Origin of the sequence: Pseudactinotalea sp. Z1748 (assembly GCF_049725185.1) — a bacterium.
Taxonomy (GTDB): domain Bacteria; phylum Actinomycetota; class Actinomycetes; order Actinomycetales; family Beutenbergiaceae; genus CALKWS01.
On the sequence record NZ_JBMPQB010000013.1, the window covers coordinates 42,036 to 66,142 of the forward strand.

The 24,107-nt window shown below is 66.1% G+C and carries 30 protein-coding genes; 22 read left to right on the forward strand and 8 right to left on the reverse strand.

Going from position 1 to position 24,107, the window contains the following annotated elements; all coding sequences use genetic code 11:
• The first annotated feature begins 138 nt into the window (after window positions 1-138).
• Together ACO0LU_RS18710 and ACO0LU_RS18715 are read left to right on the forward strand one after the other, a co-directional pair.
• Window positions 139-306, forward strand: a complete 168-nt coding sequence (locus ACO0LU_RS18710; RefSeq protein WP_424792863.1) for a hypothetical protein — start codon at window positions 139-141, stop codon at window positions 304-306.
• 139 nt (window positions 307-445) lie between these two features.
• Window positions 446-811, forward strand: a complete 366-nt coding sequence (locus ACO0LU_RS18715) for a DUF3846 domain-containing protein (RefSeq protein WP_424792864.1) — start codon at window positions 446-448, stop codon at window positions 809-811.
• Window position 812: 1 nt separating this feature from the next.
• Here the strand turns inward: ACO0LU_RS18715 and ACO0LU_RS18720 are convergent, their stop codons facing one another.
• Window positions 813-1,076, reverse strand: a complete 264-nt coding sequence (locus ACO0LU_RS18720; RefSeq protein WP_424792865.1) for a hypothetical protein — start codon at window positions 1,074-1,076, stop codon at window positions 813-815.
• Between the two features lie 89 nt (window positions 1,077-1,165).
• Between ACO0LU_RS18720 and ACO0LU_RS18725 the strand changes: the two genes are divergently transcribed.
• The 5 genes from ACO0LU_RS18725 to ACO0LU_RS18745 all read left to right on the forward strand — a co-directional run bounded on the left by ACO0LU_RS18725 (window position 1,166) and on the right by ACO0LU_RS18745 (window position 2,276).
• Window positions 1,166-1,309 carry a hypothetical protein gene (locus tag ACO0LU_RS18725; protein ID WP_424792866.1) on the forward strand — a complete coding sequence of 48 codons (144 nt, stop codon included), beginning with the start codon at window positions 1,166-1,168 and terminating at the stop codon, window positions 1,307-1,309.
• Window positions 1,306-1,449, forward strand: a complete 144-nt coding sequence (locus ACO0LU_RS18730; protein WP_424792867.1) for a hypothetical protein — start codon at window positions 1,306-1,308, stop codon at window positions 1,447-1,449. Before ACO0LU_RS18725 ends, ACO0LU_RS18730 begins: the two co-directional genes overlap by 4 nt.
• An 81-nt stretch (window positions 1,450-1,530) precedes the next feature.
• Window positions 1,531-1,683: a hypothetical protein gene (locus ACO0LU_RS18735; RefSeq protein ID WP_424792868.1), complete on the forward strand. Its 153-nt coding sequence runs from the start codon at window positions 1,531-1,533 to the stop codon at window positions 1,681-1,683.
• 112 nt (window positions 1,684-1,795) lie between these two features.
• Entirely contained in the window at window positions 1,796-2,059 is a 264-nt protein-coding gene (locus tag ACO0LU_RS18740; protein WP_424792869.1) for a hypothetical protein, read from the forward strand.
• A gap of 43 nt (window positions 2,060-2,102) precedes the next feature.
• The gene (locus ACO0LU_RS18745) at window positions 2,103-2,276 is read left to right on the forward strand and encodes a hypothetical protein (RefSeq protein WP_424792870.1); all 174 of its coding nucleotides are present in this window, start codon (window positions 2,103-2,105) and stop codon (window positions 2,274-2,276) included.
• A 154-nt stretch (window positions 2,277-2,430) separates the two neighbouring features.
• Here ACO0LU_RS18745 and ACO0LU_RS18750 read toward each other — a convergent pair whose 3' ends face one another.
• The 5 genes from ACO0LU_RS18750 to ACO0LU_RS18770 all read right to left on the reverse strand — a co-directional run bounded on the left by ACO0LU_RS18750 (window position 2,431) and on the right by ACO0LU_RS18770 (window position 7,102).
• Window positions 2,431-3,306 (reverse strand): hypothetical protein, encoded by an 876-nt coding sequence (locus ACO0LU_RS18750; protein ID WP_424792871.1) that lies wholly within the window; start codon window positions 3,304-3,306, stop codon window positions 2,431-2,433.
• A complete protein-coding gene (locus ACO0LU_RS18755; RefSeq protein WP_424792872.1) occupies window positions 3,306-3,770 on the reverse strand; it encodes a hypothetical protein in 465 nt (154 codons plus the stop codon). Before ACO0LU_RS18755 ends, ACO0LU_RS18750 begins: the two co-directional genes overlap by 1 nt.
• 109 nt (window positions 3,771-3,879) lie before the next feature.
• Entirely contained in the window at window positions 3,880-4,872 is a 993-nt protein-coding gene (locus ACO0LU_RS18760) for a hypothetical protein (protein ID WP_424792873.1), read from the reverse strand.
• The gene (locus ACO0LU_RS18765) at window positions 4,869-5,171 is read right to left on the reverse strand and encodes a WhiB family transcriptional regulator (protein WP_424792874.1); all 303 of its coding nucleotides are present in this window, start codon (window positions 5,169-5,171) and stop codon (window positions 4,869-4,871) included. The genes ACO0LU_RS18760 and ACO0LU_RS18765 overlap by 4 nt, the downstream gene beginning before the upstream one ends.
• Complete coding sequence (locus ACO0LU_RS18770) at window positions 5,168-7,102, reverse strand: hypothetical protein (RefSeq protein WP_424792875.1); 1,935 nt, start codon at window positions 7,100-7,102, stop codon at window positions 5,168-5,170. The genes ACO0LU_RS18765 and ACO0LU_RS18770 overlap by 4 nt, the downstream gene beginning before the upstream one ends.
• A 170-nt stretch (window positions 7,103-7,272) precedes the next feature.
• On the opposite strand from ACO0LU_RS18770, the gene ACO0LU_RS18775 reads away from it, so the two are divergent.
• The 10 genes from ACO0LU_RS18775 (at window position 7,273) to ACO0LU_RS18820 (ending at window position 17,816) form a co-directional block, all read left to right on the forward strand.
• On the forward strand, window positions 7,273-7,995 hold the full coding sequence (locus ACO0LU_RS18775) for a hypothetical protein (protein ID WP_424792876.1): 723 nt from the start codon (window positions 7,273-7,275) through the stop codon (window positions 7,993-7,995).
• A 630-nt stretch (window positions 7,996-8,625) separates the two neighbouring features.
• Window positions 8,626-11,730 carry a hypothetical protein gene (locus tag ACO0LU_RS18780; RefSeq protein ID WP_424792877.1) on the forward strand — a complete coding sequence of 1,035 codons (3,105 nt, stop codon included), beginning with the start codon at window positions 8,626-8,628 and terminating at the stop codon, window positions 11,728-11,730.
• Between the two features lie 46 nt (window positions 11,731-11,776).
• Window positions 11,777-13,384 carry a RecB family exonuclease gene (locus ACO0LU_RS18785; RefSeq protein WP_424792878.1) on the forward strand — a complete coding sequence of 536 codons (1,608 nt, stop codon included), beginning with the start codon at window positions 11,777-11,779 and terminating at the stop codon, window positions 13,382-13,384.
• A 30-nt stretch (window positions 13,385-13,414) separates the two neighbouring features.
• The gene (locus ACO0LU_RS18790) at window positions 13,415-13,891 is read left to right on the forward strand and encodes a hypothetical protein (protein WP_424792879.1); all 477 of its coding nucleotides are present in this window, start codon (window positions 13,415-13,417) and stop codon (window positions 13,889-13,891) included.
• A gap of 22 nt (window positions 13,892-13,913) precedes the next feature.
• A complete protein-coding gene (locus ACO0LU_RS18795; protein ID WP_424792880.1) occupies window positions 13,914-14,159 on the forward strand; it encodes a hypothetical protein in 246 nt (81 codons plus the stop codon).
• A gap of 193 nt (window positions 14,160-14,352) precedes the next feature.
• Window positions 14,353-15,144, forward strand: a complete 792-nt coding sequence (locus ACO0LU_RS18800) for a hypothetical protein (RefSeq protein ID WP_424792881.1) — start codon at window positions 14,353-14,355, stop codon at window positions 15,142-15,144.
• Window positions 15,095-15,241 (forward strand): CopG family transcriptional regulator, encoded by a 147-nt coding sequence (locus ACO0LU_RS18805; RefSeq protein WP_424792882.1) that lies wholly within the window; start codon window positions 15,095-15,097, stop codon window positions 15,239-15,241. The genes ACO0LU_RS18800 and ACO0LU_RS18805 overlap by 50 nt, the downstream gene beginning before the upstream one ends.
• Window positions 15,238-15,582 carry a hypothetical protein gene (locus ACO0LU_RS18810; RefSeq protein ID WP_424792883.1) on the forward strand — a complete coding sequence of 115 codons (345 nt, stop codon included), beginning with the start codon at window positions 15,238-15,240 and terminating at the stop codon, window positions 15,580-15,582. Before ACO0LU_RS18805 ends, ACO0LU_RS18810 begins: the two co-directional genes overlap by 4 nt.
• 57 nt (window positions 15,583-15,639) lie before the next feature.
• Window positions 15,640-16,455 carry a hypothetical protein gene (locus ACO0LU_RS18815; RefSeq protein WP_424792884.1) on the forward strand — a complete coding sequence of 272 codons (816 nt, stop codon included), beginning with the start codon at window positions 15,640-15,642 and terminating at the stop codon, window positions 16,453-16,455.
• A 17-nt stretch (window positions 16,456-16,472) separates the two neighbouring features.
• A complete protein-coding gene (locus ACO0LU_RS18820; protein ID WP_424792885.1) occupies window positions 16,473-17,816 on the forward strand; it encodes a DNA cytosine methyltransferase in 1,344 nt (447 codons plus the stop codon).
• Here the strand turns inward: ACO0LU_RS18820 and ACO0LU_RS18825 are convergent.
• Both ACO0LU_RS18825 and ACO0LU_RS18830 read right to left on the reverse strand, forming a co-directional pair.
• On the reverse strand, window positions 17,784-18,134 hold the full coding sequence (locus ACO0LU_RS18825) for a helix-turn-helix domain-containing protein (RefSeq protein ID WP_424792886.1): 351 nt from the start codon (window positions 18,132-18,134) through the stop codon (window positions 17,784-17,786). The genes ACO0LU_RS18820 and ACO0LU_RS18825 overlap by 33 nt on opposite strands.
• A 165-nt stretch (window positions 18,135-18,299) precedes the next feature.
• Window positions 18,300-19,130 (reverse strand): hypothetical protein, encoded by an 831-nt coding sequence (locus ACO0LU_RS18830; RefSeq protein WP_424792887.1) that lies wholly within the window; start codon window positions 19,128-19,130, stop codon window positions 18,300-18,302.
• Window positions 19,131-19,359: 229 nt separating this feature from the next.
• Between ACO0LU_RS18830 and ACO0LU_RS18835 the strand changes: the two genes are divergently transcribed.
• The 5 genes from ACO0LU_RS18835 to ACO0LU_RS18855 are packed head-to-tail and all read left to right on the forward strand — an operon-like array spanning window position 19,360 to window position 24,101.
• Window positions 19,360-20,052, forward strand: coding sequence for an SAF domain-containing protein (locus tag ACO0LU_RS18835; RefSeq protein ID WP_424792888.1), 693 nt, complete (start codon window positions 19,360-19,362; stop codon window positions 20,050-20,052).
• On the forward strand, window positions 20,052-20,828 hold the full coding sequence (locus ACO0LU_RS18840) for a hypothetical protein (RefSeq protein WP_424792889.1): 777 nt from the start codon (window positions 20,052-20,054) through the stop codon (window positions 20,826-20,828). The genes ACO0LU_RS18835 and ACO0LU_RS18840 overlap by 1 nt, the downstream gene beginning before the upstream one ends.
• Window positions 20,825-22,357, forward strand: coding sequence for a CpaF family protein (locus ACO0LU_RS18845; protein WP_424792890.1), 1,533 nt, complete (start codon window positions 20,825-20,827; stop codon window positions 22,355-22,357). The genes ACO0LU_RS18840 and ACO0LU_RS18845 overlap by 4 nt, the downstream gene beginning before the upstream one ends.
• Window positions 22,354-23,214, forward strand: a complete 861-nt coding sequence (locus ACO0LU_RS18850) for a type II secretion system F family protein (RefSeq protein ID WP_424792891.1) — start codon at window positions 22,354-22,356, stop codon at window positions 23,212-23,214. Before ACO0LU_RS18845 ends, ACO0LU_RS18850 begins: the two co-directional genes overlap by 4 nt.
• Window positions 23,211-24,101 (forward strand): hypothetical protein, encoded by an 891-nt coding sequence (locus ACO0LU_RS18855; RefSeq protein WP_424792892.1) that lies wholly within the window; start codon window positions 23,211-23,213, stop codon window positions 24,099-24,101. Before ACO0LU_RS18850 ends, ACO0LU_RS18855 begins: the two co-directional genes overlap by 4 nt.
• Window positions 24,102-24,107: the final 6 nt, after the last annotated feature.

Consider the following 24,107-nt stretch of genomic DNA (forward strand, 5'->3'; position numbering starts at 1 on the left):
GCTAAAAGTCCTGGGGTCAAGTGAATGGGCCGATACCCGCGAACTGAGGATCATCGCAGCCTCAGCACATGCGGTAGCCCGCGATGTGGACTCCAGTGCAGAACTGAGGGAAACTGGAAGCACCGGAGGTGAAGAACCGTGACCACCACGCACCCGCACACCGCGGCTGAGCCGATCACCCGCGAGGAGCGCATCGCAGCCGCGCAGGTCATCGTGACGATCAACAAGCGACTCGGAACCGACAGCGAGCAGTGGGTCATCGACCTCGCCGAGGAAGGCCCGGATCGCCTGGCGAAGGGCGCCTGAGCGAGTTATCCCCCGTGAGTGGTCAATTGCGTCGCTGACCGCCCGGTCCGCGCCACCCGTGGCACAGGCGACCGCGAGCCGCACACCTTGGTGCAAGTAGGTCGGCCACCTTGGCTGGCCGAGAATCGAGGAGTGCTCCATGTCCCACGCTCTGCGAATCACCGAGACCGGTGAAGTCACCGAGGTGAGCTGGGCTGATGGGCAGCAGTTGCAGGCCCTGCAGGAGGGGGTCGAGGGACTGGTGGATCTGGTCGCGCTGACCCCCGCCATCGGCATGTGGGTCAACGAGGAAGGGCTGTTCACCCACGGGCGCAACCCGCTTGCCACCGCGATCGCTGGTTCGCTGCGCGGGGCGCACTACCAGGACTACTATGGACCCGCGGTGTTCACCGGCGGCACTGATGAGCAGGGTGGCACTCTGCCGCTGGCCCGGGCCGAGGAGGACCGCATCCGGGCCTATGCCCGAGTGGGGCTGGGCATCCTGGCGCTGAAGGGCGACGTGTAGGTCAGGCCCGGCGCACGTTGTGTGCCGGGAGCCACACACCGCGGATTCGCAGCCTCCGGTCGTCGATGTAGACCAGCACGGCGCGGGGCGTCCACGCTTCGGCGATGCCTGGCACCTGCCCGGTTCCGCTGCGCGGCCAGATGATCGTGGCTATCACTGTGATGGGTCTGCGGGCCCGGGTGTAGTGGTCCGGCACGGCCAGGGCGTTGCTGGGCTGCTCCCAGGTGTTCTTGTCGCCGTCCCAGGACTGCACCGGTGCGTACATGGGTTCGATTCTGGCACCTGGCCCTGACCTCGGCTCGGTGGTATGTCCGCCCGTGGCACCAGTGCGTTCAGCCCGCACACCTATAGGGCATGAGGACCACCGCCAACACCGTCGCCGATCCGTCGGTGTGCTTCCGCTGCGCCGGGGGAGATGACCTTTCCACCAGTGGGCAGCACCTCTGCGCGCTGTGCGTCCTAGCCGAACTCGACGAGGAGGAGGTTGTTGCGGCATGAGGACCAAGACGACCAGCAACGTGGTGCGCATGAGCGACTGGCGCCGGGGCGATGATGAGCCCACCCCGCCCGCTGGTGGTGCGGCCATCCCCAAGCCTGTGCGCCGGGTCCGCCTGTCGCGGGAGCGGGTAGCCGCATAAGCCTGTGGCGCAAGCCGGAGCGACCCGCACACATCACTGGTAGCGCCGACCCCGGCGCACTGGATGACTCAGGAGGGCCCAGTGCAAACCGCGACCGCCGAACAGCAGAACCTTGCCCATCACCTGACCTTCGCGGCGACCTCGATGTTCGTAGAAGAGACCGGGGACATCGTCACCGCCGCTTATCTACGCTTCGCCGCAGCCCTGACCGACACCGAGGAGGCAACGGTGTGAACGAGGAGGACCTGGTGCGGATGTAGGGCGTGATCACCGATCCTGGTGACGATCAGGCCTACGGACCAGAACCACGCTGGTGGTTGGCTGCGGTGCGGCGGGATATAGCGGCATGAGTACCGTCAGCCCGGGCGATCAAATCATCACCGCAGCCACCGACTTCGTCACCACAAAGTTCGTCCTGGACGGCATGAGCGTGGACGGTGAGGTCCGCTCGGGCATCGAGATGATCGCCACCGGGGTGCTGGCGTGGCTCGGCTCCCGGGCCGGGGATGCCGGTGCAGGGGAGGAACTGCGCTCGGTGCTCATCTGCGCACTGGCTGCCGATCAGGTGAAAGGCACCTACCCCAAGGGGCCGGGACCAAGCGCCTTGTGAGCCTGCGGGGCGCCAACCTCACGCTGCCGCACACCTATGAGGCATGGAACCGATCACCCGCCCCGAGGGCATCGCTCTGCTGACCCTGCTGACCGCTGGCGTCTTGCTCGCGGCATGGGTGCTGCTGGCCCCACCCACTACCGGGGTCGACGGGCGTACCTTCCTGGCCGTGGGCATCGGCGGCGGTGCGGCGTGGCTGGTCCGCGATCGGGTTTGAGACAGGTGCACGCGTTCCTGCCGGGTTAGCCTGTGCGTGTTTCCGGGCCGGTAGTGGGTACCGCAGATCGCAGGGATGGGTCGACCGCTCCCGTTGGTCACAGTTCAGCGGGCAAGCCGCACTCTGCTCAGCCGGTGCGTCCGGGCGCGACCGCTCAGGCGCTCACACCCTCCAGGTCCACACCCATGCCTGCAAGGACTCCCACGGCCAGTTGGCGCACCTGGGAAATGTGTCCTTGGACCGCAGGGCGGGACAGTGCCAGGACGTGGCAGATGTGGGTGACTGTGTCGGTGCCCTCCCCGGGCCCGCCTTCGGCGTACACATCCCCCATCCATAGTTCGGCCACGCGGCCGGTGGTCGGGTGGTGTTCGCGGGCGGCGGTGATCGTCTGGCGCACCACGGTGGCACCTTCGGTGGGGTGCAGGATGTAGTCCTCGGCATAGTCCACCACCTTGTGCGATTCCAGGGCGATGTCGGGGTCACCGACTTGGCCTGGCATCTGCAGGTCTGCGGAGGTGATGTGCATGCCCTGGTAGGCGGCGTCCTTCAGGTGGGACAGGCGCTTGTTGGTCTCAGCGACCACTTCAGGATCACTCGGCTCGCGGTCCAGTTCCCCGCGCAGTAGCGACCGGGTGCGCTGCACCTCGCGGTAGCGGCGCATCACCGTGGTCATCCCTGATGCCGGGGTCTTGGTGCGGTCAACGTAGGAGCGCACCTTGGACCGTGCTCGGCGGAAGTGGATCGCCTCCCACGTCATGTACTTACTCAGGTGGCCGGGGTCTTGCAGGGCTTCGCGGATCATTTCCCAGGCGACCTCGGCGACGATGGCGGTGATGTCTTCCAGATAGTCATTGGCCGGCACCGAGTTGGTGCGGCACAGTGAGCGGGCGTACCGGTTGAACAGCGGCAGGCGGGCGGCGATGAACTGTTCCACGGCCACTTCGCGCTGCGGGCCGGTCGGCATCTGTGCGATGTCGGCCAGGACGTCCAGACTGGGGCGGTCAACGCCAGGGATATTGTGCTCGCTCATCACACCGCTCCATCGCTGACTGCAGCCGGGTGGCCCTTGGGGGCGGGGGAGTAGGGGAACCCCGGCCATGGCGGGCCGGGGTCTTCAAGGCACAAGATGGCGTCGGCCAGCGCGGCCAGCCGGTTGCCACCCGTGCGGGAGTCCAGCAACCAACTCAACCGAAGCTTCAGCATCTCATCACGCGTTGAGGTCGCCCCGGTGGTGGCCATCGTCTTGGTGACGACCGCATCGGCCCTGGCCGGCCGCCACCCGGGCTGGGACAGCAGTAGTTGGCGCAGCCGGATCTTCAGCAGCGCCCGGTAGGTGTCCCTAGCGGCCTCGGCGATGACATCCCAGATGGTCAAGAAGCCCTCGGCGACGCCGAGCAGATGCTCAGCACGCATCCGCTCCGCCTCACCCTTGGCCAGGTTCGCCCGCCCGAGGTCAACCTGCGGGGGCCGGTTGCCCAGCGTCATTCTTTCCACCGTCAACCACACCTCTCTGTTGGCTGGGACACCATCCCCGTGGGCGTCACATAGATCGACGCGCGACCCACCCGTTTCTGAGGCACCGGAAGGAGATCTTTTCTCTGGCTCATGACGCCGCCTGTAAGTCGTCTCCGCCGAAGTCATCGGTGGCCAGCGGGAACGTGGAGGCGTTCGGGTGCGGACGCAGCGACAGAGCCGCCAGTGCGCGGTTCACCGAAAGCCGGTCCGCGGGGTATTTGGCCCGGTAGGCAGCGATGAGTTCATCCAGGCCCACCGGCCCCAGCTCGGCGGCCACGGCGCGGATCTTGGACCCGATGCGGGGGTCACCGATGGCCTTGCGCACCTCCTGGCGGGCATCACGGTGCACCGCGGTCAGCACGTAGCGTTCAGGGTCCACCCGCACGAACGCGGTGGGTGAGGTGCACTTTTCCACTAGCCGCTGCACCGGTGATGGCTCATCCTGGGCATCGTCGCCGTAGACCATGGTCGAGCGCAGCGTCTCCAGGGAGATGTCATCCAGCGCCTTGGCCCGCTCGGCACGAGGCCCCATGTCCTGCGTGGCGGTGGAGGTGGCCCGGTGCAGGGCCCGTTCCACCTTCTCCTCCAGTAGAGACAGCACTTCCCAGTAGGCGCCGCGGCCGTCTTCGATGAGGCGGTCCAGTTCGCCGCGGACCGCCCGCCGGCCGGTGGCAACCGAACCCCAGACCTCATCTGGGTCCAAAGTGCCGTCGGCCAGTGACCCGCGGGCTTCCTCGGCGCCGGGGTCCAGGTGGATGGTGCCGGTGTTGTTGTGCCCCATCCCGGCGGCCGTGAAATGTGCTTTGGTCACCTGGTTGGCCACGACCACACTCCCGGGGCGCCACGTCAGTCGCACCGGGAGTAGCAGGCGGTCAGTGGAGCCGGGGATGCGGTCCTTGCGCCCCACGTCGATGCGGGAGATGGCCCACCCCCATTCGGGCAGAACGAACAGGGACAGGGTGGCTCCTGTGGGTGCTGCCTTCAGTTCTTCTCGCCCCACCTGTGCTGCCCGGCCATGAAGAATGCGGGCGAGCATGCCGGTGAGGCGCTCCACACCAGGATGTCGTTGGGTGGTGTTCATGCCGCCGCCTGCCGTGCTTCGGCGGATGCTGGCCGGCCCGGGCTGCGGGGCCAGAACGACTCACCGCCCCACACCCCTTCAGAGGTGTCGTTGGTACGGGCGAACCCCAGGCACTGGGCGATGACGGGGCAGGTGGCGCACACCGTCTTGGCATTCTTGATGCGGGCCGTGTCGTAGTGCAGGGACGGGTCCCAGTCCTCGCCAGCGTTCTGCGGAGTACAGGAGCCGTAGTCGGCCCAGTTGTCCTTGACCATGGAGGTGGTGGGGTAGCGGCCCTGGTACTGCTTGCGGCGGCTCATCGGCGCCCCTTCCGGCGGAACAGCCGGGTAAGCCCACCAGGTTCCTCGGTGTCCAGCAGGGCCGGGTCGAACTGGCTCAGGCCGGTCACGATGTGCAGGGCCGTGGCCAGCACGGGGGCCAGGTTTTCGTTGTCGTGCGGCAGGCGACCGACCTTCATCTCGGTCTCGATGCGCAGGTCCAGCGGCACGGTTCCCACGTAGCGACCGATGCCTGACAGGCGTGTGGAGAGCAGCTCGGCGGCTTCCAGGTCCTTCTCACCGACCTTGTTCAAGGTGATGAGAGTGCGGTCCCGAGGCACACCTGCCTGCTCCAGGGCTCCCAGGCGCTCCACCAGGTTGCGCGCCCCTGGCGGGGAGGTGTCGGTGACGGCCAGGCCCCACGCATCATCGGCCAGTAGCGGGATCATGACCCGGTCCCACAACTGGGAGGTGTCGTATGCCTCGTGAATCTGGGTGTCGATGACCACCAGGTCCGACACGCTGCGGGCGTAGGAGATTGCCTTGGCGTACACCTCGGCAGTGACCACTTCAGGGTTGGCCAAGTCCGGCGGGGGAGCGGGCAGCAGTGCAAACCCGAGCCTCCCCCACTGGTCATCGCGGTACTGGGCCAACACTTCTGGGGCTGACAAGGTCACCGCGGCGTCCCCGGTACGCACTGCGTCGTAGACGGTGGGGATGGGGGCGCTGGGGATGCGCAGGTAGGTGCGCAAGTCACCCTGGCCCCGGTTGGCGTCCACAATCGTCACGCGCATGCCCTCAGGGCCGTTCAGCGCGGCGTACTGGGCCAGGCTCAGGGCAACTGAACTCTTCCCGCTGCCTCCCTTTCCCGACATGGAGATGATGACCTGCCCGGCGCGTGAAGCGCCAGCATGTGGGACATGTGGCGCTGCGGATTGGGCGAGGATGGAGTCCAGGTCATCCAGTCCTGCCGCTGCCACCGGGTCACCAAGGTCAGCCATGGTGGCCGGCTCTGGGACGTAGACCGCCGGTGCCGGTTCGATGACAGGCTCAGGGGCTGCTGTCGGCTCGGGTTCAGCAACCGGTGGCGGGGTAGGAATGGGGGCAGGGGCGACCGGAGCGGCAGCGGCCTCCTGGGTGGGCGGTGAGGCAGGGGCCGGTTGCGGCACCGGCTCATGCTCAGGGGCCGGGGGAGCGGGGTCGGTGTCTACTTCGTCGAAGTCGAACTCCTCCTCGTCATCGTCATCGACCACTGTGGTACCCGGTGTGGTGGGTGCAGCGGTAAACTCCTCCTCGGGCTCCACGGCGGGGGCGATAGGTTCATCTGGAGCCGGGTCGGGTTCGGGGGCCACGGCCTGTGCGCCGGGCTGCTGGGGTGCCTGTGGCATGTTCGGAATGGTGCTGGAGGTGGCCCACAGGTCTTCGTCGTCTTCCTGCTCGCGCGCGGGGGCGGGGGTAATCGGTTCTTGGGGCACTTGGACGCCCGGGACGACGGAACTGGAGGCCCACGGGTCGTTCTCGTCGGCGCGGGCGCCGGTCGTAGCCTGCGGGGTGCCGGGTGACTGCTCTGGCTGGGGCTGGTGGTCCTGTGTCACGGTGCCATCGGCGTTGATGGTGGTGGCGAAGGCGGCATCGAAAGGCAACGGGATGCCGGCAGCCATCAAGACATCGCCCAGTCCCACTGGTGCGGGGTGGCTGGCTTTGAGGGCATCGGCTTCCAGGCCCCTTGCTTGCTCCAGGGAGATGAGGACCACCGCGGTGTTCGCCGAGACCGACCTCAGCCAGGCTGCAGCAGAGACATGGGTGTCGTGACCATCGCCGACTAGGACCGGGAAGGCGTCCCCGGTTTGCAGGCCCAGGCGGATCTGGGCTGCAGCGGTGCGGAAGTCCTCACCGGATACCACCTCATACCCCTGGGCTTGGAGTATGGGGATGAGCCCGGGCAGGCTGACCAGTCCGATTTTCTGCGACATGGCAGTTCTAGCCCGGCGTCGTTGCTCAGACCTGTCACCAGCTGGCCCGTGGGTGCCTGCTGCGCCGCGGATCTTGCGCCGATAGGCTGGGGTGCCATGCCCTGTGACGTTATTTCCCCGACCAGAAGGGTGCCGAGGCACCGATGCATGTCCACACCGCGGATGCCGCGATGAGTGACCAGCCCCAGTGGGATGACCAGGACATTGCAGCCTGGGTCACCACGCTCGGGCAACCGCTGGTACGCCCAGGACTGGCCACCCAGATCGCCCGGCAGGCCCGGACAACGATGGCCCTCGATGCGCCCCGGGCCAGGTACTGGCTGACTGGGGTGATCGGGGACCTCGTGGCCTCGCTGCCCGAGGTGGACCCGTGGCGAGCACTGTCAGCGCGCGTGCCGGTGGAAGGGGAGGCTGACATCACCTTGCTGGGCACTGCGCCCCCGCCACCCGGGCTGGGTGCGGCCAGTGCCACCGGTGAGTTCGGTACTTGGCGCGACGGTGCGGACCTGGTTCCGGCCTCGCATGCGAACCTTCTGATCGACCGAGAGTTGATCGTGCTCGTCGAGGGGTTGGCACCGGCCAGCGCGGCGGTGCTGGCGCTATGCGGTTCGGACTACCACCTCGGGGTCCGGGCGCTACAGGTGCTGGGAGCAGAGGGGCCGGAGTCATTCGACATCGCAGCCCCTGCCCTGCGGTGGGCCTTGTGGCGCCGGCAGGTGTACACAGGCCCGGAGGACACCTGGGCGCACACCACCGCACTGATGTGGTTGCACTACGCCGCCCAACTCGCCAGCGGCGAGGTGTTCGACACCGCCTCCTGGCAGGCCGACCGCGCCGAAGGGGCACTGCCGGCATACCTCTACGACCCCGTTCAGACACGAGAATTGCCGTAGGTAAAATCTCTTTACCTCCTCCAGGATCGACCCTTTGGTGACCTGACTCGCTGCCTCTGGTGGTCTTCAGGTGGCCCCAAGTGTCGGCTCAGTGCCCTTCGGTTGGGTGTTTTCTGCTCCGGGGCGCGTTCGCCGGCGGGGGGCCGGGAGCACCGAAAGTGGCTTTCGGGGGCGCGCCTGGGCTGTTTTGGGGCTGATCGGGTGTCAATTGACACCTTTCTCCCAACTTTGACACCTTGCAGGTGTCAAAACTTTCTGAGCGTCTTCGCAGGTCAGAGGGGTGCGGAGGTCGAAAAACGGTGTTTTGACACCTTGACACCCTTCCCAGTGCATACGTATAGGGGACATCGGGGTATCTATCTTCAACGTATATAGGTGCCCGCGCGCACGTGTATGTGTGTGTTTGTGGTGTGAAGGTGTCAAAACATACATACATACATACTCGCGTGCGCTCTGACCTGCGCTTTTGACTCATCCTTGACTTGACACCTTTTGGAAAACCGAGGTGTCAAAGTGGTGCAAGGTCGGTCTCAACACCTACTTTCCCGCATGATTCCGCCGATCCTGGAGGTGTCGAAAGGTGTCAACTCGGGTGTTCAGGGCAATCGGGGCACCCGGGCTAGATCACCCATGAGCAGATTGACCAACCAGCCTCGTCCGACTTTCACCGCCGACCAGTTCACCTTCCTGCGAGGTGGCTCCGGAGCAGACAAGCTCGCCACCTCCGCAGTGGCCCCGTTGGTGGCCGCTGCCCGCGGGTATGCCACCGTGAAGCCTGATGAGGTTCGCCAGGCCGCCTCGGCCTACCGCATCGGTTCGATGACGTCGGCCGCCGGGCAGAAGTTGAAACTGAACGTCGGGCAGGGCGATGCGATGCTCATGCCCTGGCACCGCCTGGATGAGACCCTGGCGGCCGGGGTATCAGGGCGCATCGCCAAGCACACTTCGCTGCAGTTGCGCCCCTCGGAGCCACTGCCACCGGTCAGGGCAGGAGGTAGTTCACGCAAGTACGACATGTTCGCTGGCACCCAGACCGAACTGGACTTGCACCCGGCCACCCCGTCGGACTGGAACCAGAGTGGCTCGACGATCTTCTTCACCGAGGGCCTCATCAAGGGCGACGCCGCGCTGACGGCGATGCTGCGCGCTAGCGGCATCAGCGATGCCGACCTGGCCAAGACCCACGGCGGCGGTGACCCGGCGGGGGAACTGCGCAAGTTGATGGCCAAGGTGCCAAAGGACCAGCGCATGCTCATCATCTCCTTCGTCGGAGTGGGCAACTGGCGCAACAGACATGAGTGGGCGGCCCTGACCTTGCGGGACAAGTCCGCATGGGTGGCCTTTGACGCCGACGCGGGGGCGAACCTGATGGTCTGGAGGCAGGCCCAGCAACTGATGGAGTACCTGGAGGGCCGGAAGATGACCGGGGTGCACCTGGTCAACCTCGGCCTGGTGAGCGATGAGGCCGCCCGCCGCAAGGTCGGGGTGGATGACTACCTGGGCGAACTGGGCCGCTGGGAGGACCTACCTGGTGCACTGACTGACCTGCCCACACGCCCCAGGGGCAAGGATGAGGGCAACGTGGGCGACTGGCGGGTCACACCTGATGGGATGGGGACCCAGGAGGCCAAGGCCACTGCTCAGGATGATGGCAGCCCGGGTGCGCCCAGGTGGGAGGACCAGGTGCCCATCGGTGGCCGGGTCTCCCGGGTGGAGCACCTGCGTCAGCCCACTGCCACCGAGATGCAGACCGGGCTCATCAGTCCCACGGTGGACGACCCGAATGCCCACGTGGAGTTGGAACTGAAGTGGCAGGACTCCCTTGATGGAACCCACCACACCGGGCGGGTCACAGGTCCGGCGCCCATCTTGGGTTATGCCCCCAAGGACTGGGACCGCAAGGGAGCCCACATGCCCACCGGGTTGCTGCGCCACCCCGAGTGGCCACCGGAGAAAGGGCTGCAGTGGCTGAAGGCCATCAAAGCCCACCGGCGCACAGACACCGTGGAGTCGGTGCGGTGGAAGTCGATGGGGTACGTGCCCACCAGTGCCAGTGATGGCAAGTCGTTGCCGGTGTACATCGCCGGCAACACCGTGGTCACAGAGGAAGGCGTGGTTACCGACTCCTCCATCATCGGGGTGGACGATGAGGTGCTCTCTGGTGCCTCCAACTTCGGGGTGATGGGCCCACCAGAAGGGGTGGACTGGCGTGAGCAGGCACTTCTGGACCTGAGGGCGGTGCTGGATGCTTACATCGACTCCGGTGCCTGGACCGACATCCGTATGGCCGCCACCGTGCTGGGCATCGCGCTGCGTCCTGCTGTTCCGCTGCGGCCCTCGACGGTGGCCTACTTCGTCGGTGCCCGGCGTTCGGGGAAGTCCTTCACTGCTTCGCAGTGCATGAGTTTCTGGCAGCCGCGCCCCGGCACGTGGGGTGATGGGCGCCTGCCCGGTAGCGCCAAGGACACCATCGCCTCGATGGAGCACTCGGTGGCCCACTCCAACATCTGGGTCTCCGATGACTTGGCACCCTCCACCGACCGCAACCAGGCCAGCCGGGAGGAGGCCGCGATGGGCGACCTGATCCGGTCGATCCACAACGGCCAGGGCAAGCGGCGCATGAACGCCGACATGACCTCCCGGGAGGTGAACAACCCCCGTGCGCTGCTCATCGTCACCGCCGAGAACGAGCCGAGTGTGTCCTCAGTGGGGGACCGGATGGTGGTGCTGAACTTCGGGGACGGTGTGCTGGCACCTGATCGGCGCGTGACCGACCACCTGGTGCGGATGCGCGAGGTCACCGGCGAGCCGGCCCGCCTGGCAGGGGCCCTCATCCGCTGGCACTTGTGGAAGGCCACTCAACTGGAAGGTGGCTGGTCAGAACTCGTCGAAGAAGTTGAGACCGAACTGCAGGGGTGCACCCACCTGGCCGCACAGGAACTTGCCGGGGAGGGCAAGGATGGGGACGCCTCCCGCCACGCCGGCATGGCCGCTGACGTCATGCTGTCCTTGGCCCAACTCGGGCGGATGGCTGAGGATCTGGGTGCTGATGAAGGCACGGTGGGCCGCCTGGAACTGCTGGGGTTGCCCGCTGAGGTCATCCAGCAGGTGGCACGTGCTCACGACACTCAGAAGGGCACCTCCCCGGGGCGTCGTGCGGTGCAGGCTGCCACGCTGCTGCTGCAGAGCCGCCAGGCTCACGTGATCTCCCTGGTTGACCCCACGCAGCCGCCGGTGAAAGATCGCCCCGATGCCGACCTAGCCAACTCCCACCTGGGCTGGTCCAAATCCGGCAACGAATGGCGCCCGCAGGGCCCGACGATCGGTTGGGTCGTCAAGGGCCGCGACCGGGCCACGGAGGTGGTGTTACTGGACCCAGAATCGGCCTTCACCCAGGCTCAGGCTCGCTACTCCCACCTGCTGCCTGCCGGACAGAAGCAGACCACCGCGTGGGCCTCGGCCTGGGATGAGAACCTGACCGTCCCGCAACTCAACCCCGAGGGCAGGAAGCTCGGCTGGGCGCGGGTGAGCAATGGCCGCACAACCCAGTCTGTGGTGCGGGTGCACGCCGGTTCCCAGCGCGTTGACGGGGTGCCGTTCCTGCTGGACACCATCCTTAGTGGTGTGCGTGATGAGTCCGATGCTACTGGCGACGGTGACGAGGCCGACGACGCACCCGAGCCCACCAAGAAGAAGGGGAAGGGCAGGGGCTCGCACCTGAGGCCGGTGGCGTAGGGGCCAAAATGTGCCGGGGTAAGTGGCCAACCGGGCTAGAACTACTATGTCCACCACCACTGCCCCGGCACCGATCCTCGCTGGCCCGTTGCCGCTGGAATGGCGCGGCGACAAACTCGCCATCACCAGCGCCGAGGCCCTGAAGCGGGTGGACCGTTCGGCAATGTCGGCCTCCACGATGAATGCGATGCGGGGTTGCCCCTCACGCTACGTCGCCGAGAAACTGCTTCCCCGCGATGAGGACCCGTTCTCCCCGGCGGCCCTCGGCACCAGCGCCCACACCGTCTTCGAGCGGCTGTTCAACGACCGCGCCACCCGGCGCACCCAGGACCGGGCTATGCAGCACCTGATCGACCTTGGTGATGAGGTGTGGCGACCTTCTGAAGAGGTGCAGCGCCTGCAGTGGTCAGCTGCGGTGATGGACAAGGTCATCCCGCTGTTCAAGATCACCGACCCAGCGCAGGTGAGCGTGCTGTCCACCGAGGAGCGGTTCAACGGTGTGGAGGTTGGTGGTGTCCCGTTCGATGGATTCATCGACCTGGTTGAGCAGTTGGAGAACGATGCGATACAAGTGTCAGATTTTAAAACGGGGAAAGCCACTTCCGGTGCGGATGCCAAGCGTTGGGGGGACCCCGAAGGTGACCAGTTGCGCCTGTACTTCGCCGCCTATGAGGCCCGGTACGGCATCAAACCCAAGTACGCCGCCCTGTACTACACCGGGGTGGGCCGCTCGCGCCGGGTGTCGGTCACCGGCCCAGCGGTCAAGCGCACCACCGGGCTGTTCGTTCGCGCTTGGCAGGACCTGAAGGGGTATGTGGCCTGCGGTGAGTTCGCCACGAAGGTCACAGCCCTGTGCGGGTGGTGCCCGCTGGTGAACTCCTGCCCGGCCGCCAAGGCCGAAGGTAAGGAAGCCAAGGTGCCCGCCCCCAGCGCCGACCACCTCGGGATCGTCTCACCTCAGGGCCACGGGCCGGTACGCAAGCGCCGCACGTGGGACATGACCCAAGACCTCATCCAGGCCCTGGAGCGAGACGAGCTCGACCCCGTTCAGGCCGATGAGGCAACCGATGTGTTCGCCGAACTGGATGGCCAAGAGAGCGAAGAAGCGTGGCACAAGGACCACCGGGCCGCACACCAAGACGATGAGCCCCGCGTCAGCGGGAGTTCGGCATCACTAACCAGCAAGGAGATCGCCATGATCGACGGCTTCACCCGCAGAGAGGCCAAGCCGTGGGAGGACCCCCACCCCGACGGCGACCTGGACCCCAACTCGTACACGTCCACCGCCCTGTTCGGGCTGGTGTCCCTGGCCGTGGAACAACTGGGCACCGCGGGCATCAAGATCTCTCCCTCCACCGTCAAGGGGCTGTCGGGCACGTTCGCCACCATCGTCCTGGACGCTCAGGAGGAGATGGTGGGCACCCGCGACTGGGGCGCTGGTGCCAACACCCGCCTGCGTGGCGCGCTGCACGCAGTGTTGAAGACCGTCCCGTTGCCCTTCGGTGGCAGCGAAGAGGACTGGGACGCATGGGTGGCTGTGGCCACCCGTCGCAGCGTGTCGATCGCCAAGACGGTCATCACCTTGCACACCGACTCCTACGGCGGGCGTCCGTGGGCCGACCTTGCCACCCGCGCCGTACCTGACGCGGCCTAGCCCAAATCCAGCAGAAGGAAGAGCAAACTCATGTCCACGATCAGCCGCGAAGAGATCGTCCTGGCAGCCGTCAACTCCGCCGGGCCGGTGGGTGAGGATGAAAGCCCTGATGAATACCAGGGGCGCATCGCCACTCAGGCCAAGTCCATCTACCTGATGCTGGGGGAGCGTTCCCCGGTGCGCCGGAAACTGGACGCGCTGGCCGACGCCAAGGTGTTCACCGGTGTGGTGACGAAGGTGGTGCGGGAGAAGTCCTCCACACGCGGGAAGATCACCCTGAAAACCCAGCCGTCCAAGCACTACCCCGATGGCCTGGAGCCGGTGCGCACCGAACGCACTGACGGCGCCGACGGTGAGGGCCTGGCGCTGGCCAAGCGGCTCTCCGGGCTGAAGGGCCACCGGGTGCTGGTGTGGGTGGAAATGCAGGAGACCAGCGACGGCAACCAGGTCCGCATCGTCCAGCACGTCGAGGATCTCGGCGAAGCCCGCGAGTCCGCCGCCGCCTGAGACACCGCCCTAGAGAACCCACGTGAACACGACCGACGACGCCCGCGCCGAAGCCGTCCGCAAGGTGCTGAGGGACAGGACCGGCGGATGCACCTGCCACCCCTCCTACATCAAGCGCGAACTGGAAGCACCGGACTGCTCGTGGCATGACATCGAACGGGCGATCCCGGCCGTGCTCGCTGCCGCTTCCCGCACCGTGGCAGCCGAGACCGCCGAAGAGATAGTCCAGGCCATCGACATCGCCCGCGACCACAGGAGCACGCCATGACCCGCGCCCGTATCTGTCGCCACCGACCCAGCCACCCGCAACCCCGCCAGGCTCGCCGAACACTGCCCATGGTGGGAAGCCCCCAAGCCGGGATCGCCAGGACCACACCCACCGCAGGCCCCGGCAAGGAGCCCCGCTGCACCACTACTGCCCAGGCTGAGCCGGGACACTTCCCTGGTACTGCTACCCCGCGGTGCTGGAGCAGGTCCGACGCAACACCGCAGGCCACCAGTTGCGCGTGCTGCACGACGAGGGGCTGTACCGGCACCTGCGGTTTACCGAGCCGGGCACCTCGATTTGGCACTTCGATGTCATCACCTGGCCCGGCCACCTGAGTACAGCCGGCGATGTGGGCGCCGGATTCACCTTCTCCCGGGCGCCGAACATGCTCGCCTTCTTCGACACTGGCCAACCCGATGGGCACATCAACGCCGACTACTGGGCCGAGAAACTCACCGGTAGCCGGGACGTACGCACGTGGAGTGCGCAGGCTTTCCGCACCTACGCCACCTACGCCACCGACGCCGTCAACGACGTCATCGAAGGCGGTGGACTGTCAGCCGATGAGGTTCAGACGCTGCGTGCTGAACTGGATGATGTTCTCAGCGTCGCCGATGATGAGGGTCTGACGCTGGCCCGCTGGTCGGAGGTATCGGCCGGCGGCTATGCCATCGAGGATGAGTGGGACTCCCGTGCCTGGACCGCCAACGACCACCAGTTGCTGCTAGCGATGCACCTGATCTTGACTGTCGCTAAGACCTACCACGCCACCCATGCTCGGCAAGGCACTAGGCTCCGGCCGGTCTTATCGGTGTGCTTACCGGTGCCCTTGATGATGCCGGTGCCGAAGTTTTTCAGGTCAGGCAGGACGCTGACCCACACAGCATCGGTTGCTTGCGCCACAGGTCACCCCCAACCGTGTTACATTGTCTTACGTGGACGAGAGACGCGACCAGTCCGTCACCCTGCGGCTCACCGCGGATGAGTTGGACCAGATAGACCACCGGGCGGCCGAAGAGGGTCGCGACCGGTCAGGCATGATCCGCTGGGCAATCCAGCGCTACCTAGAGAGGGAGCGATGAGCACCAAACACAAGGTCGCCGGGATGGCTGCTGCGATCGGCTTGCTACTGCTCGCCGGATGCGACGGCGCCGGATCTGAACCTGGCGCCGTAGAGGGCGAGTTGCACCGAGCGACGGGCGAGAGCGTCGAAGCCTCACCCGAACCCGAAGCGGACGATCCCGCGGAAGCCCTCGATGCCGCCTGGGGTAACTTCCCCCAGGACCGCAAAGAGCACCTGTGCAGCATCATCGACGTTGAATGGGAAGCCATAGCCGACGACTGGGACGAGGGCGCGACCGGCATGGACGGCACGGACGCAATCCTGGCGATCACCGAGAGGTGCATGGATGCGGGAATGTGATCAGCCCCTAGCGGCATGAGGTCGCGTGGTCTGCAATCTCCCGGACACACCATGGCCATGAGCAACCTAAATATTGCCCGCCAAGCCTCCGGCCAACCAACCGGTGGCCAGTTCGCCGAGACCAACAAGCCCGCATCGGGGGTGTCCCTGGCCGATGAGCCTGAGCACCTTCGGGCACTGGCCTCCCTGCAGGATCGGGACCGGGAACTGGCCGAGGTCCTGTTGGGCCAGGATGAACCGGATGTGGAGTACGACCGGCTGCAGACTTATGACAGCGCCTCCGACGATGACCTGTTCGCCGCTCAGACCCAGTACGTGGGGGACATGCTGGCCCATCACTACGCCGTCCAGCGTGCCGCGCCCACACCAAGGGTGGCGGTCAACCCCGGGCACATGGGGATGGATGAGTACACACCGGGGACCTACACGGTGAAGGTCCCGAACCGGGACGGGTTTGATGTGTCCAAGACCTTCGAGCTCGCCGAGGCCACTGATGACCTGGCCGCCGATGGCTTCGATTCCGCGCTGGCCACTGCCAGGGCGATGGACCGGCAGTTCGATGAGATCTACGTCCACCAGCGCCGGTTGGCGCCGATGAGCATGGAGCAGATGCGCGCGGCGGTGCAGGTCGCCGACTGGCAGGTGTCCCAGGCGAAGGTGCGTTTCGCTGAGCATGATGATGGTCAGGTCCGCTCCGCCACTGTTCGCGGTGGCCGGTTCGCAGATGCAGATGGTTCCCCGGCCGGGCATGGGGCGCCCGACACTGACACTTACGTGCGGCTGACGATGACCAACACCGGGGTGGACCGCTTCGTGCCCTTCGACCAGGTTCAGCAGTGGGTGAGTGAGCACCGCATCGCTGAGGATGGCTGATCCGGTCTAGAACTCGCATGCCGATGTTTCGGTTCATTGACCTGTTCGCCGGTATCGGCGGGTTCCACCACGCCCTGACCGCACCAGACTTTGGTGGGCAGTGCGTGTTGGCGGTGGAGTCAGACCCCAAGTGCCAGCAGATCTACGCCGCGACCTGGCCGCAGATGGCCGCCACCGGGGCCATCGCTGGGGATATCCGGGCTATGACCCAGGCCCCCACCGGGGCGGACAGGCCGCTACGGGATGTGGCCAAGTTGGTGCCCGACCATGACGTGCTGTGCGCTGGGTTCCCGTGCCAGCCGTTCTCCAAGTCCGGGGCCCAGCAGGGGGTGGCCGACTCCACGCGCGGCACGTTGTTCTTCGACATCCTGCGCATCATCGAGGCCAAGCGACCACGGTTTCTCATCTTGGAGAACGTCCGTAACCTGGCCGGCCCCCGCCACGCCCACACCTGGGCGAGCATCGTGGCCTCATTGCACGCCCAGGGGTACCGGGTCAGCGACCAGCCGGTGGTCATCAGCCCGCACAAACTCTCTCCGGCTGAAGGTGGTGCACCGCAGTCCCGTGAGCGGGTGTTCATCCTGGGCACCCGGGTCGATGAACCGGGTGCGGTCCTGAACCAGCAGCCGCTGGTGGCCGCCGAGCCCTCACCGGATTGGGACCCGAACCGGTGGAATATCGAGGATTACCTGCTCGATGAGGCCGATGTGCCCCATCCGGAGCGCTACCGGTTGCGCCCTACGGAGGTGGCCTGGCTGGATGCGTGGCAGGACTTCATCCGCGGCCTTCCCGACGACATGCTTCCGGGGTTCCCCATCTGGGTTGATGCCTTCACATCCACCCCGCTCAACCACGCAGGCACACCGGCGTGGAAGAAGGCGATCCTGCAGAAGAACTCCGCGTTCTACAACCGCCACCGGGCCTTCATCGACGCTTGGCTGGCCCGCCACCAGGTTCCTGATTTCCCGGCCTCCCGGCGCAAACTGGAATGGCAGGCCCGCAGCACCCAGCCCACCCGCGCCCGCCGCAACCTGTGGGAACTGACCATCCACTTGCGCCCCTCAGGTGTGCGGGTGAAGCCGGCGACGTATCTGCCAGCACTGGTGGCCATCACCCAGACCTCCATCATCGGCTCCCGCCGCCGGCGTATCACCCCAGTGGAAGCAGGACGGTTACAGGGTCTGCCCGATGAGGTCTTCGGTGCCGGGGTCGTCGATGATGCCACCGCGTACAAGCAAGCCGGCAACGCGGTCAACACCGGTGTGGTGGCCCATGTCGCCCGGGCCCTTTTCGCCTCCGCCGGGCTGGGCTGGGGTCAGGACGCTGTCTCAGTCGGTGGCGGACTGGCGCCGGCGGCGTAGCCACCTGAGTGGGGAGCGTGATTGCTTGTGTGCCAACGATTGCGGCTGGTTCCCGGTGTTCGCGGCAGGCCTGGGCGAGGTGCGCTTGCGGGGCGCGGGCTTGTTGTCGGTGATGGACACGTCCAGCCCGAGCACATCGAAGGCCTCCAGTGCCCTTCGCAGCGCAAGGGTGGAGTGCCCGTTCTCCAGCGCCGAGACGTACCGGCGGTGGGCACCGAGGCGCTTTGCGAGTTCTTCCTGAGTGACCCCCTGGCGCTTGCGCGCAGCCCGAATGATGGTGCCGATGTCTTCGGCGGCCATGATCCGTTTCGAGCCCACGGAAACTCCCCTTCTTCAGTGTCCTGAGCCGATCGTGACACAGGCATCCGACCATGTGCGCATGGGTCCTAGTGAGGAGCGACCAATTGGAGGACCCTAGACATGCACCCTGAAGCCTGCTTCGCCGCAGAGGCGGGGTCCCGCGTGCGCCCAGGGCCCGGAGATTCAGATGGCGGGGGAGGAGTAGCCACTGGCCCGCAGCGCATCTTCGGCACATTGCCGGACGCAGGCCAGCAATCCCTTGGCTCTGGAGGCACTAACCCCCAGTTGCTCACCGATGAGACGGACGGTTTGAGCAGAGGTGTCACCGCACGGCCCGACGGCCTGCCCGATCAGCACGGCAGCGGCCCTGTGGGGGAGCTCACCGGCTGCCTTGGTGGCCGCCAGAATCCTGTCCGCCATATCGGTGGCGATCGCCTCGCCTTCGGCCGTGTCACCCACGACCACGGCGGAGGTGTCAACATTCGCTGGGACTTCAGTGCTGGCCACATCGCGGGCGGTCACGACCATGCCTTGGCGGGCGGCGTCGGTGCACAGCCTCGCCAGACGCTGGTTGGTGGCCACGAGCACTTCATCAACCGATGGGGTTTGATATCCAAGGCCCATCATCTCCAACACTGTTCGCTGATACTCACGCCGCCGGCGCTGGACGCTGACCATCCCAGAGGCCGGCGACTTGGCCTTGTCCATCTCCGAGCGCACCACCGGGCGGGCCGCCACCCACAAGCGCTGCTCCAGCGAGGGCACTTGCTCCAACTTGGCAGGGTTGTTCAACAGGTCGGTCATGGTCTTCCACGCCACCTCCAGCACCATCTGGTAAACGTCTTCACCGTTGTCAGCGAAACTGACGCCGTTGATGCGACACAGCCCACGGGCTTGGCGGCGAAGGGCTGGCATGAGATCGGCGAAAATCTCGCGCAAACCTTCGGAGCGCCTGTGCTCCTCGTCCTCGCAGGTGAGCGCTGCAAGCCGGTCTTTGAGGGTCAGGGCGGGCATCGGTGCCTCCACGGGTTGCTGTTGGAGCCAATGCTGAACAGCCGCTCTTGCCCGGGACCTTGCCCATTTCAAGACCAGACCGCTGACTATTGCCCAATGGCACTGAAAGGGCCGGCGGGGGCAGGAGTCCGCAGGTTGAGAGATTCGAAAAAAGGGCCGATATGCCTTGTGGATATGACTAAGGTTCGGAATGTCGGGCCTTGCGAGGCACTGCGAACGGGGTGTGAAAATGCTCGAACAACGAAGTGAGAGCCCTAGGACGAAGTTGCCCAGGCGCAAGCGTGCCCGGGAAGCAGAGCGGTCCAAGGTGCGGCAGCGCCCGGTGCCGCGGCGCCGCTCAGCAGCGATGATTGCGTTGGCGTTGGCCCTGCTGGCCGGGACGACGCTTGCTTTCAACCACCTGCTGTCCAGCGCCTCAGAGACCTCGCCAGTCCTGGTCGTCTCTAGTCATATAGCCAGGGGCGAGGCCATCACCGCCGACCACTTGCAGGTCGCTGAACTGCCGCAGGAGACCTCCTTGGAATCGGTGCCGGCCGATGAGATGGCCGGCGTGGTGGGCCAGGTGGCGGCGGTGGGTCTGGTCCCTGGTGCCACGTTGAGCCCGGGTGGCTTCACCACCACCCTGGCACCCGAGGAGGGGTCGGCTTTCGTCGGCGTGGCCCTGGACTCCTCCCAGATGCCTGCCCACACCCTGGTGGCCGGCGACCAGGTCCGTATCGTTGACACCCCCGGCTCTCAATCCGATCCGCCCTTGGAGTCACCTCACGCAATCCTAGCGACTGTCCTATCGGTGACCGAACTGGAGGGGACCGGGGTGAAAGTCGTCGATCTGGAAGTAGGGGCCGATGAGGCACCCGGGCTGGCTGCTCGCGCTGCCACCGGACGGGTGGCACTGGTCCTGGATGCCGCAGGGGAATCCTGATGGCCCTGGTAGCGCTGTTCTCCGTCAAGGGCTCCCCGGGGGTTTCGACCACTGCCCTCGGGTTGGCCCTGCACTGGCCAAACCCGGTACTGATCGCCGAAGTGGATTCGGCCGGATCTTCGGTGATCGCCGGTTACCTGCGCGGGCAGATGCCACACCGCGGCGGACTGGTGGATCTGGCATTGGCCCGCAACCAGGGCCGCGAGGCGTTCAACGCACGTGAACACACAATCTCGCTGGCCAAAGATGTGGACCTGCTGGCCGGACTGTCTCACCCCAACCAGGCACGGGCGATGTCCACCTTGTGGTCCGACCTGATTCCGGCCTTCACGTCCCTGGAAGCGGCCGGCTTGGACGTGATCCTCGACTTCGGCCGCTACACCACCATCAGCGACTCTCGTCAAGGGCTGCTCGCCGCCGCAGACTTGCGGCTGATGCTGACCAGGTCCCGGCTTCCGGAGGTACTGACCGCCCGGAAAGCCGCCGAGCACCTGGAGGCAGGCACCTCCGATGGCGACTTCGCCACCACCTACCTGGTAGCGATGGAGAACCTGCACGGCTACCCGGCCAAGGAGGTTGCCAAGGTCTGTGGGCTGCCGTTACTGGGGCAGGTCGGGTGGGATCCGCAGAACGCGACCGTACTGAGTGATGGCGCCAACGCCAAGGGCAAGTTCGAGCGCTCCAGGCTGGTTCGCGACTTGCAGGTGGTGGCATCGGCAGCCAAGAACAAGATCGAACGTCGCCGCCTGAGCCTGCTGGGGGAGGTGAGCGTATGAGCCGCAACGATGCGACCACCGCCGTTGATCCCGTCGACTGGACGCAACTGCCCGTCTTCGATGACAACTCCTCCGATGCTTTCGACACCGAGCCACTTGCGCCAACTTACCGCTTCGACCAGAGACCGGACGAGGTCGAGGCCGCGGCCGTGAGCTCCCGTGGACTGGGTGAACCGAGTAGGGGCGGGGAGGAGTTCTGGTCACAGGTCGATGAACTGCGCAAGGTTGCCGGTGACCGGCTTGCCAGCGCGTTGGAGGGACGTGAGGGGGTCAGCGCGCAAGCCCGGGAGGAGTTGGGCCGCTCCATCATCGAAGACGTCATCCGAGACCGCACCGACTCCCTGATTGTGGGCGGGGCGGCCCGGTGGGACACCACCCGCCAGGCCGAACTGAAATCTGCGGTCTTTGACGCACTGTTCCGGATGGGGCGTCTGCAGCCGCTCATGGATGACGCCACGGTGGAGAACATCAAGATCCAAGGTCATGATCGGGTCTACGTGGTGCGCACCACCGGAGGGTTGGAGCGGGTCGGCCCGGTGGCCTCCAGCAACGAGGACCTGGTGCAGATGTTGCAGGACCTGGCCGCCCGCCAGGAAGACCGCACCTTCACCCGATCCACCCCGATGCTGGACCTGCCACTGCCTGATCGGGCACGCATGGCAGCCACCGGGTGGATCACTGCCGATGGCGTCCCGAACGTCACGATCCGCATGCAGCGACTGCGCGATGCGACCCTGTCGAGCCTGATCCAGGTGGGGGAGATCGACCGGGTGCTGGCTAACTTCTTGTCCTCCGCGGTGCGGGCGCACTGCTCACTTGTGGTCAGCGGCCAATCTCAGGGCTCTGGCAAGACCACGATGCTGCGGGCCCTGGCCAATGAGATCCCCCCGTATGAGGCGATCGCCACCATTGAGACCGAGCCCGAGTTGTACCTGCATGAGGACATCGAGAACCACCCCCTGGTGAACTCCTACATCGCTCGGCGCGGATCTGGAGAGCGGGACGCGATGGGGCGGCGCGTGGGTGAGATCACCACTCTGGACATCCTGCCGTCAGCCCTTCGGCACAACATCTCGCGCATCATCGTCGGGGAGGTTCGCCACCACACCGACCTGGACGCGATGTTGGAGGCGATGCAGATGGGCAACGGATCGCTGTCCACATTGCACGCCAACTCAGCCGATCTGGTGCTCTCCCGCCTGGTGCGCATGGCCACCTACGCAACCGGCAGCCCTGAGGCAGCCCAACAGGAAATCGGGGACGTCATCGACCTGGTGGTCTACCTGGGCCAGGACCGTGATCCCAAAACCGGGCGGCTGCACCGGTATGTACGTGATGTGGCTGAAGTGGCCTACTCCGCCGATGCTGGTCGGGCCATCACCAAACCAGTGTTCGCACCGGGGCAAGGCCGCAGGGCGGTACCGGCACACCTTCCCTCCCCCCAGATGCTCGCCCGCCTGGTCGAGGGCGGGTTCAACCAGGAACTGTTCACCATGAATCCCGCTGGGCTTTGGGGTGATGGACTGTGACCGCGCTCCTACTGGGCCTTGGCCTCACCTGCGCCGTCATGGCGCTGCTGGCGGCGTTCATCCCGCTGACCGATGGGCGACCGAAGCCGAAGGTGGCCACGCCAACTGGACGGTTGTGGACCAGGCTGGCCAATGATGCCAAGTTGCGCCGGAAGGTCATCGTGGCCGTGGTGCTGGGCGTATCGGCCTGGGTGATCACGGGCGTGCCGATCCTGGCGGTCCTGGTGCCCGCTGCTGCGATGTGGCTACCGTCCCTGATGCGCAAGCCTGTTGATTCGGCTAACTCGGGGCTGCTGGAGGATCTGGAGTCCTGGACCCGCACAGTGGCTGGGCTGCTGGCTACAGGTGAGCCGCTGGAGCGGGCGATGGCACGGTCGGTGGACTCCACCGGGCAGACGCTGAAGGAGCCGGTTTCGAGACTTTCAGCTCGGCTGTCCGCACAGCAACCACTGGAGCGGGCGATGCGACTGTGGGCAGATGAGGTGGATGACTCACTGGCTGACATGGTCGCGGCCACCATCATCATCGGCGCTCGGCGCCGCGCCGGAGGGGTACAAGCGGCACTGGATGGCCTGGGCAGGACGATGACTGAACGGCTGGAGTTGCGCCGTCAGATCGACGCCGAAGGCACCGAGTCTCGAACGGTTGCCTGGTTCATGACGATCTTCACCACCGGCCTGGCCGTCCTCGGTTCGATGCACCCCACGATCGCCTCCGCCTACTCCACCGCCTCAGGCCAAGTGCTTCTAGTGGTCCTGGTGGCGGTCTACGTGGGCCTGCTGGTCGTGATGCGCAAACTCGCCACCGTTCCTGCCGACGGCAGGCTGTTCCAGCCACTGAGTGGGAGCACGAGATGACCTGGCAGATAGCGTTCGTACTCGGCCTGGGAGCCACCGCCGGCTTGGGCGTGCTACTGCTGGCCCTGGTTCCGGGCAGGTCCAACCTTCAAGGGGCAGTGGACCGCGTCGATGGGCGCACCGGAGTCCCTGAACTGTCCAGTGAGCCGGGTCTGAGCCTTGACGCCCTGGCCGACTGGCTCGGCGCGTGGATGCTGCCGCGGCTGTCTGAGCGCAAGATTCCCGGCCTACTGCCCAGTAAGCACGACTTGGCCATCACGGACACCTCAATGGTCTCCCACTTGGGCCAGCGCGCAGTGGCCGCCCTGGTGGGAGCACTCGTTGGGCCGGTGGCCTCCGGGGTGCTGGGGTTCTCGGTCGGGACCTCGGTCGGTGCAGCACTGGTCTTCGCCGTTCTGGCCTACGCCTACATGGGGCGCAGTCTCACCGCGCAGGCGGCTAAGCAGCGCGAACAGTTCAGTGAAGCGGCCGTTGTGTACTTGGAGCTCATGGCCATCGCCCGCCTCAGCGGCGCTGGCGCGGCACAGAGCATGCAGGATGCCACCGAAGTGGCCGACCACCCGGGCCTGAAGCGCATCCACGGTGTGCTGGCACACGCGCGCTGGACCGGGGTGAGCGCCTGGCAGGCACTGGCCGATGAGTCGGTCCGGCTCGCCCTGCCCGAGATGGGGGCTATCGCCGACATCACCCGCAGCGCCGGGGAGGACGAGACCGAGATTTACGCCAACCTTCGCGCACGGGCGGCTTCGATGCGAAATGCCCGGGTGAACGTGATCCGTCAGGGCGCCAAGCGCGCCACGACGATGATCACCCTTCCTGTGACCGGTCTGCTGCTGGTGTTCGCAGTGGCGCTGGGGTACCCGTTCCTGCAAGGGATGAACCTATGACCGAAC

Bases quoted from the DNA above. Each gene is read 5' to 3' on its own strand.
- ACO0LU_RS18715 (WP_424792864.1), top strand. From the start codon at position 446: ATGTCCCACGCTCTGCGAATCACCGAGACCGGTGAAGTCACCGAGGTG.
- ACO0LU_RS18720 (WP_424792865.1), bottom strand. From the start codon at position 1,076: ATGTACGCACCGGTGCAGTCCTGGGACGGCGACAAGAACACCTGGGAG.
- ACO0LU_RS18725 (WP_424792866.1), top strand. From the start codon at position 1,166: ATGAGGACCACCGCCAACACCGTCGCCGATCCGTCGGTGTGCTTCCGC.
- ACO0LU_RS18730 (WP_424792867.1), top strand. From the start codon at position 1,306: ATGAGGACCAAGACGACCAGCAACGTGGTGCGCATGAGCGACTGGCGC.
- ACO0LU_RS18740 (WP_424792869.1), top strand. From the start codon at position 1,796: ATGAGTACCGTCAGCCCGGGCGATCAAATCATCACCGCAGCCACCGAC.
- ACO0LU_RS18745 (WP_424792870.1), top strand. From the start codon at position 2,103: ATGGAACCGATCACCCGCCCCGAGGGCATCGCTCTGCTGACCCTGCTG.
- ACO0LU_RS18750 (WP_424792871.1), bottom strand. From the start codon at position 3,306: ATGAGCGAGCACAATATCCCTGGCGTTGACCGCCCCAGTCTGGACGTC.
- ACO0LU_RS18760 (WP_424792873.1), bottom strand. From the start codon at position 4,872: ATGAACACCACCCAACGACATCCTGGTGTGGAGCGCCTCACCGGCATG.
- ACO0LU_RS18765 (WP_424792874.1), bottom strand. From the start codon at position 5,171: ATGAGCCGCCGCAAGCAGTACCAGGGCCGCTACCCCACCACCTCCATG.
- ACO0LU_RS18770 (WP_424792875.1), bottom strand. From the start codon at position 7,102: ATGTCGCAGAAAATCGGACTGGTCAGCCTGCCCGGGCTCATCCCCATA.
- ACO0LU_RS18775 (WP_424792876.1), top strand. From the start codon at position 7,273: ATGAGTGACCAGCCCCAGTGGGATGACCAGGACATTGCAGCCTGGGTC.
- ACO0LU_RS18780 (WP_424792877.1), top strand. From the start codon at position 8,626: ATGAGCAGATTGACCAACCAGCCTCGTCCGACTTTCACCGCCGACCAG.
- ACO0LU_RS18785 (WP_424792878.1), top strand. From the start codon at position 11,777: ATGTCCACCACCACTGCCCCGGCACCGATCCTCGCTGGCCCGTTGCCG.
- ACO0LU_RS18790 (WP_424792879.1), top strand. From the start codon at position 13,415: ATGTCCACGATCAGCCGCGAAGAGATCGTCCTGGCAGCCGTCAACTCC.
- ACO0LU_RS18810 (WP_424792883.1), top strand. From the start codon at position 15,238: ATGAGCACCAAACACAAGGTCGCCGGGATGGCTGCTGCGATCGGCTTG.
- ACO0LU_RS18815 (WP_424792884.1), top strand. From the start codon at position 15,640: ATGAGCAACCTAAATATTGCCCGCCAAGCCTCCGGCCAACCAACCGGT.
- ACO0LU_RS18820 (WP_424792885.1), top strand. From the start codon at position 16,473: ATGCCGATGTTTCGGTTCATTGACCTGTTCGCCGGTATCGGCGGGTTC.
- ACO0LU_RS18830 (WP_424792887.1), bottom strand. From the start codon at position 19,130: ATGCCCGCCCTGACCCTCAAAGACCGGCTTGCAGCGCTCACCTGCGAG.
- ACO0LU_RS18835 (WP_424792888.1), top strand. From the start codon at position 19,360: ATGCTCGAACAACGAAGTGAGAGCCCTAGGACGAAGTTGCCCAGGCGC.
- ACO0LU_RS18840 (WP_424792889.1), top strand. From the start codon at position 20,052: ATGGCCCTGGTAGCGCTGTTCTCCGTCAAGGGCTCCCCGGGGGTTTCG.
- ACO0LU_RS18845 (WP_424792890.1), top strand. From the start codon at position 20,825: ATGAGCCGCAACGATGCGACCACCGCCGTTGATCCCGTCGACTGGACG.
- ACO0LU_RS18855 (WP_424792892.1), top strand. From the start codon at position 23,211: ATGACCTGGCAGATAGCGTTCGTACTCGGCCTGGGAGCCACCGCCGGC.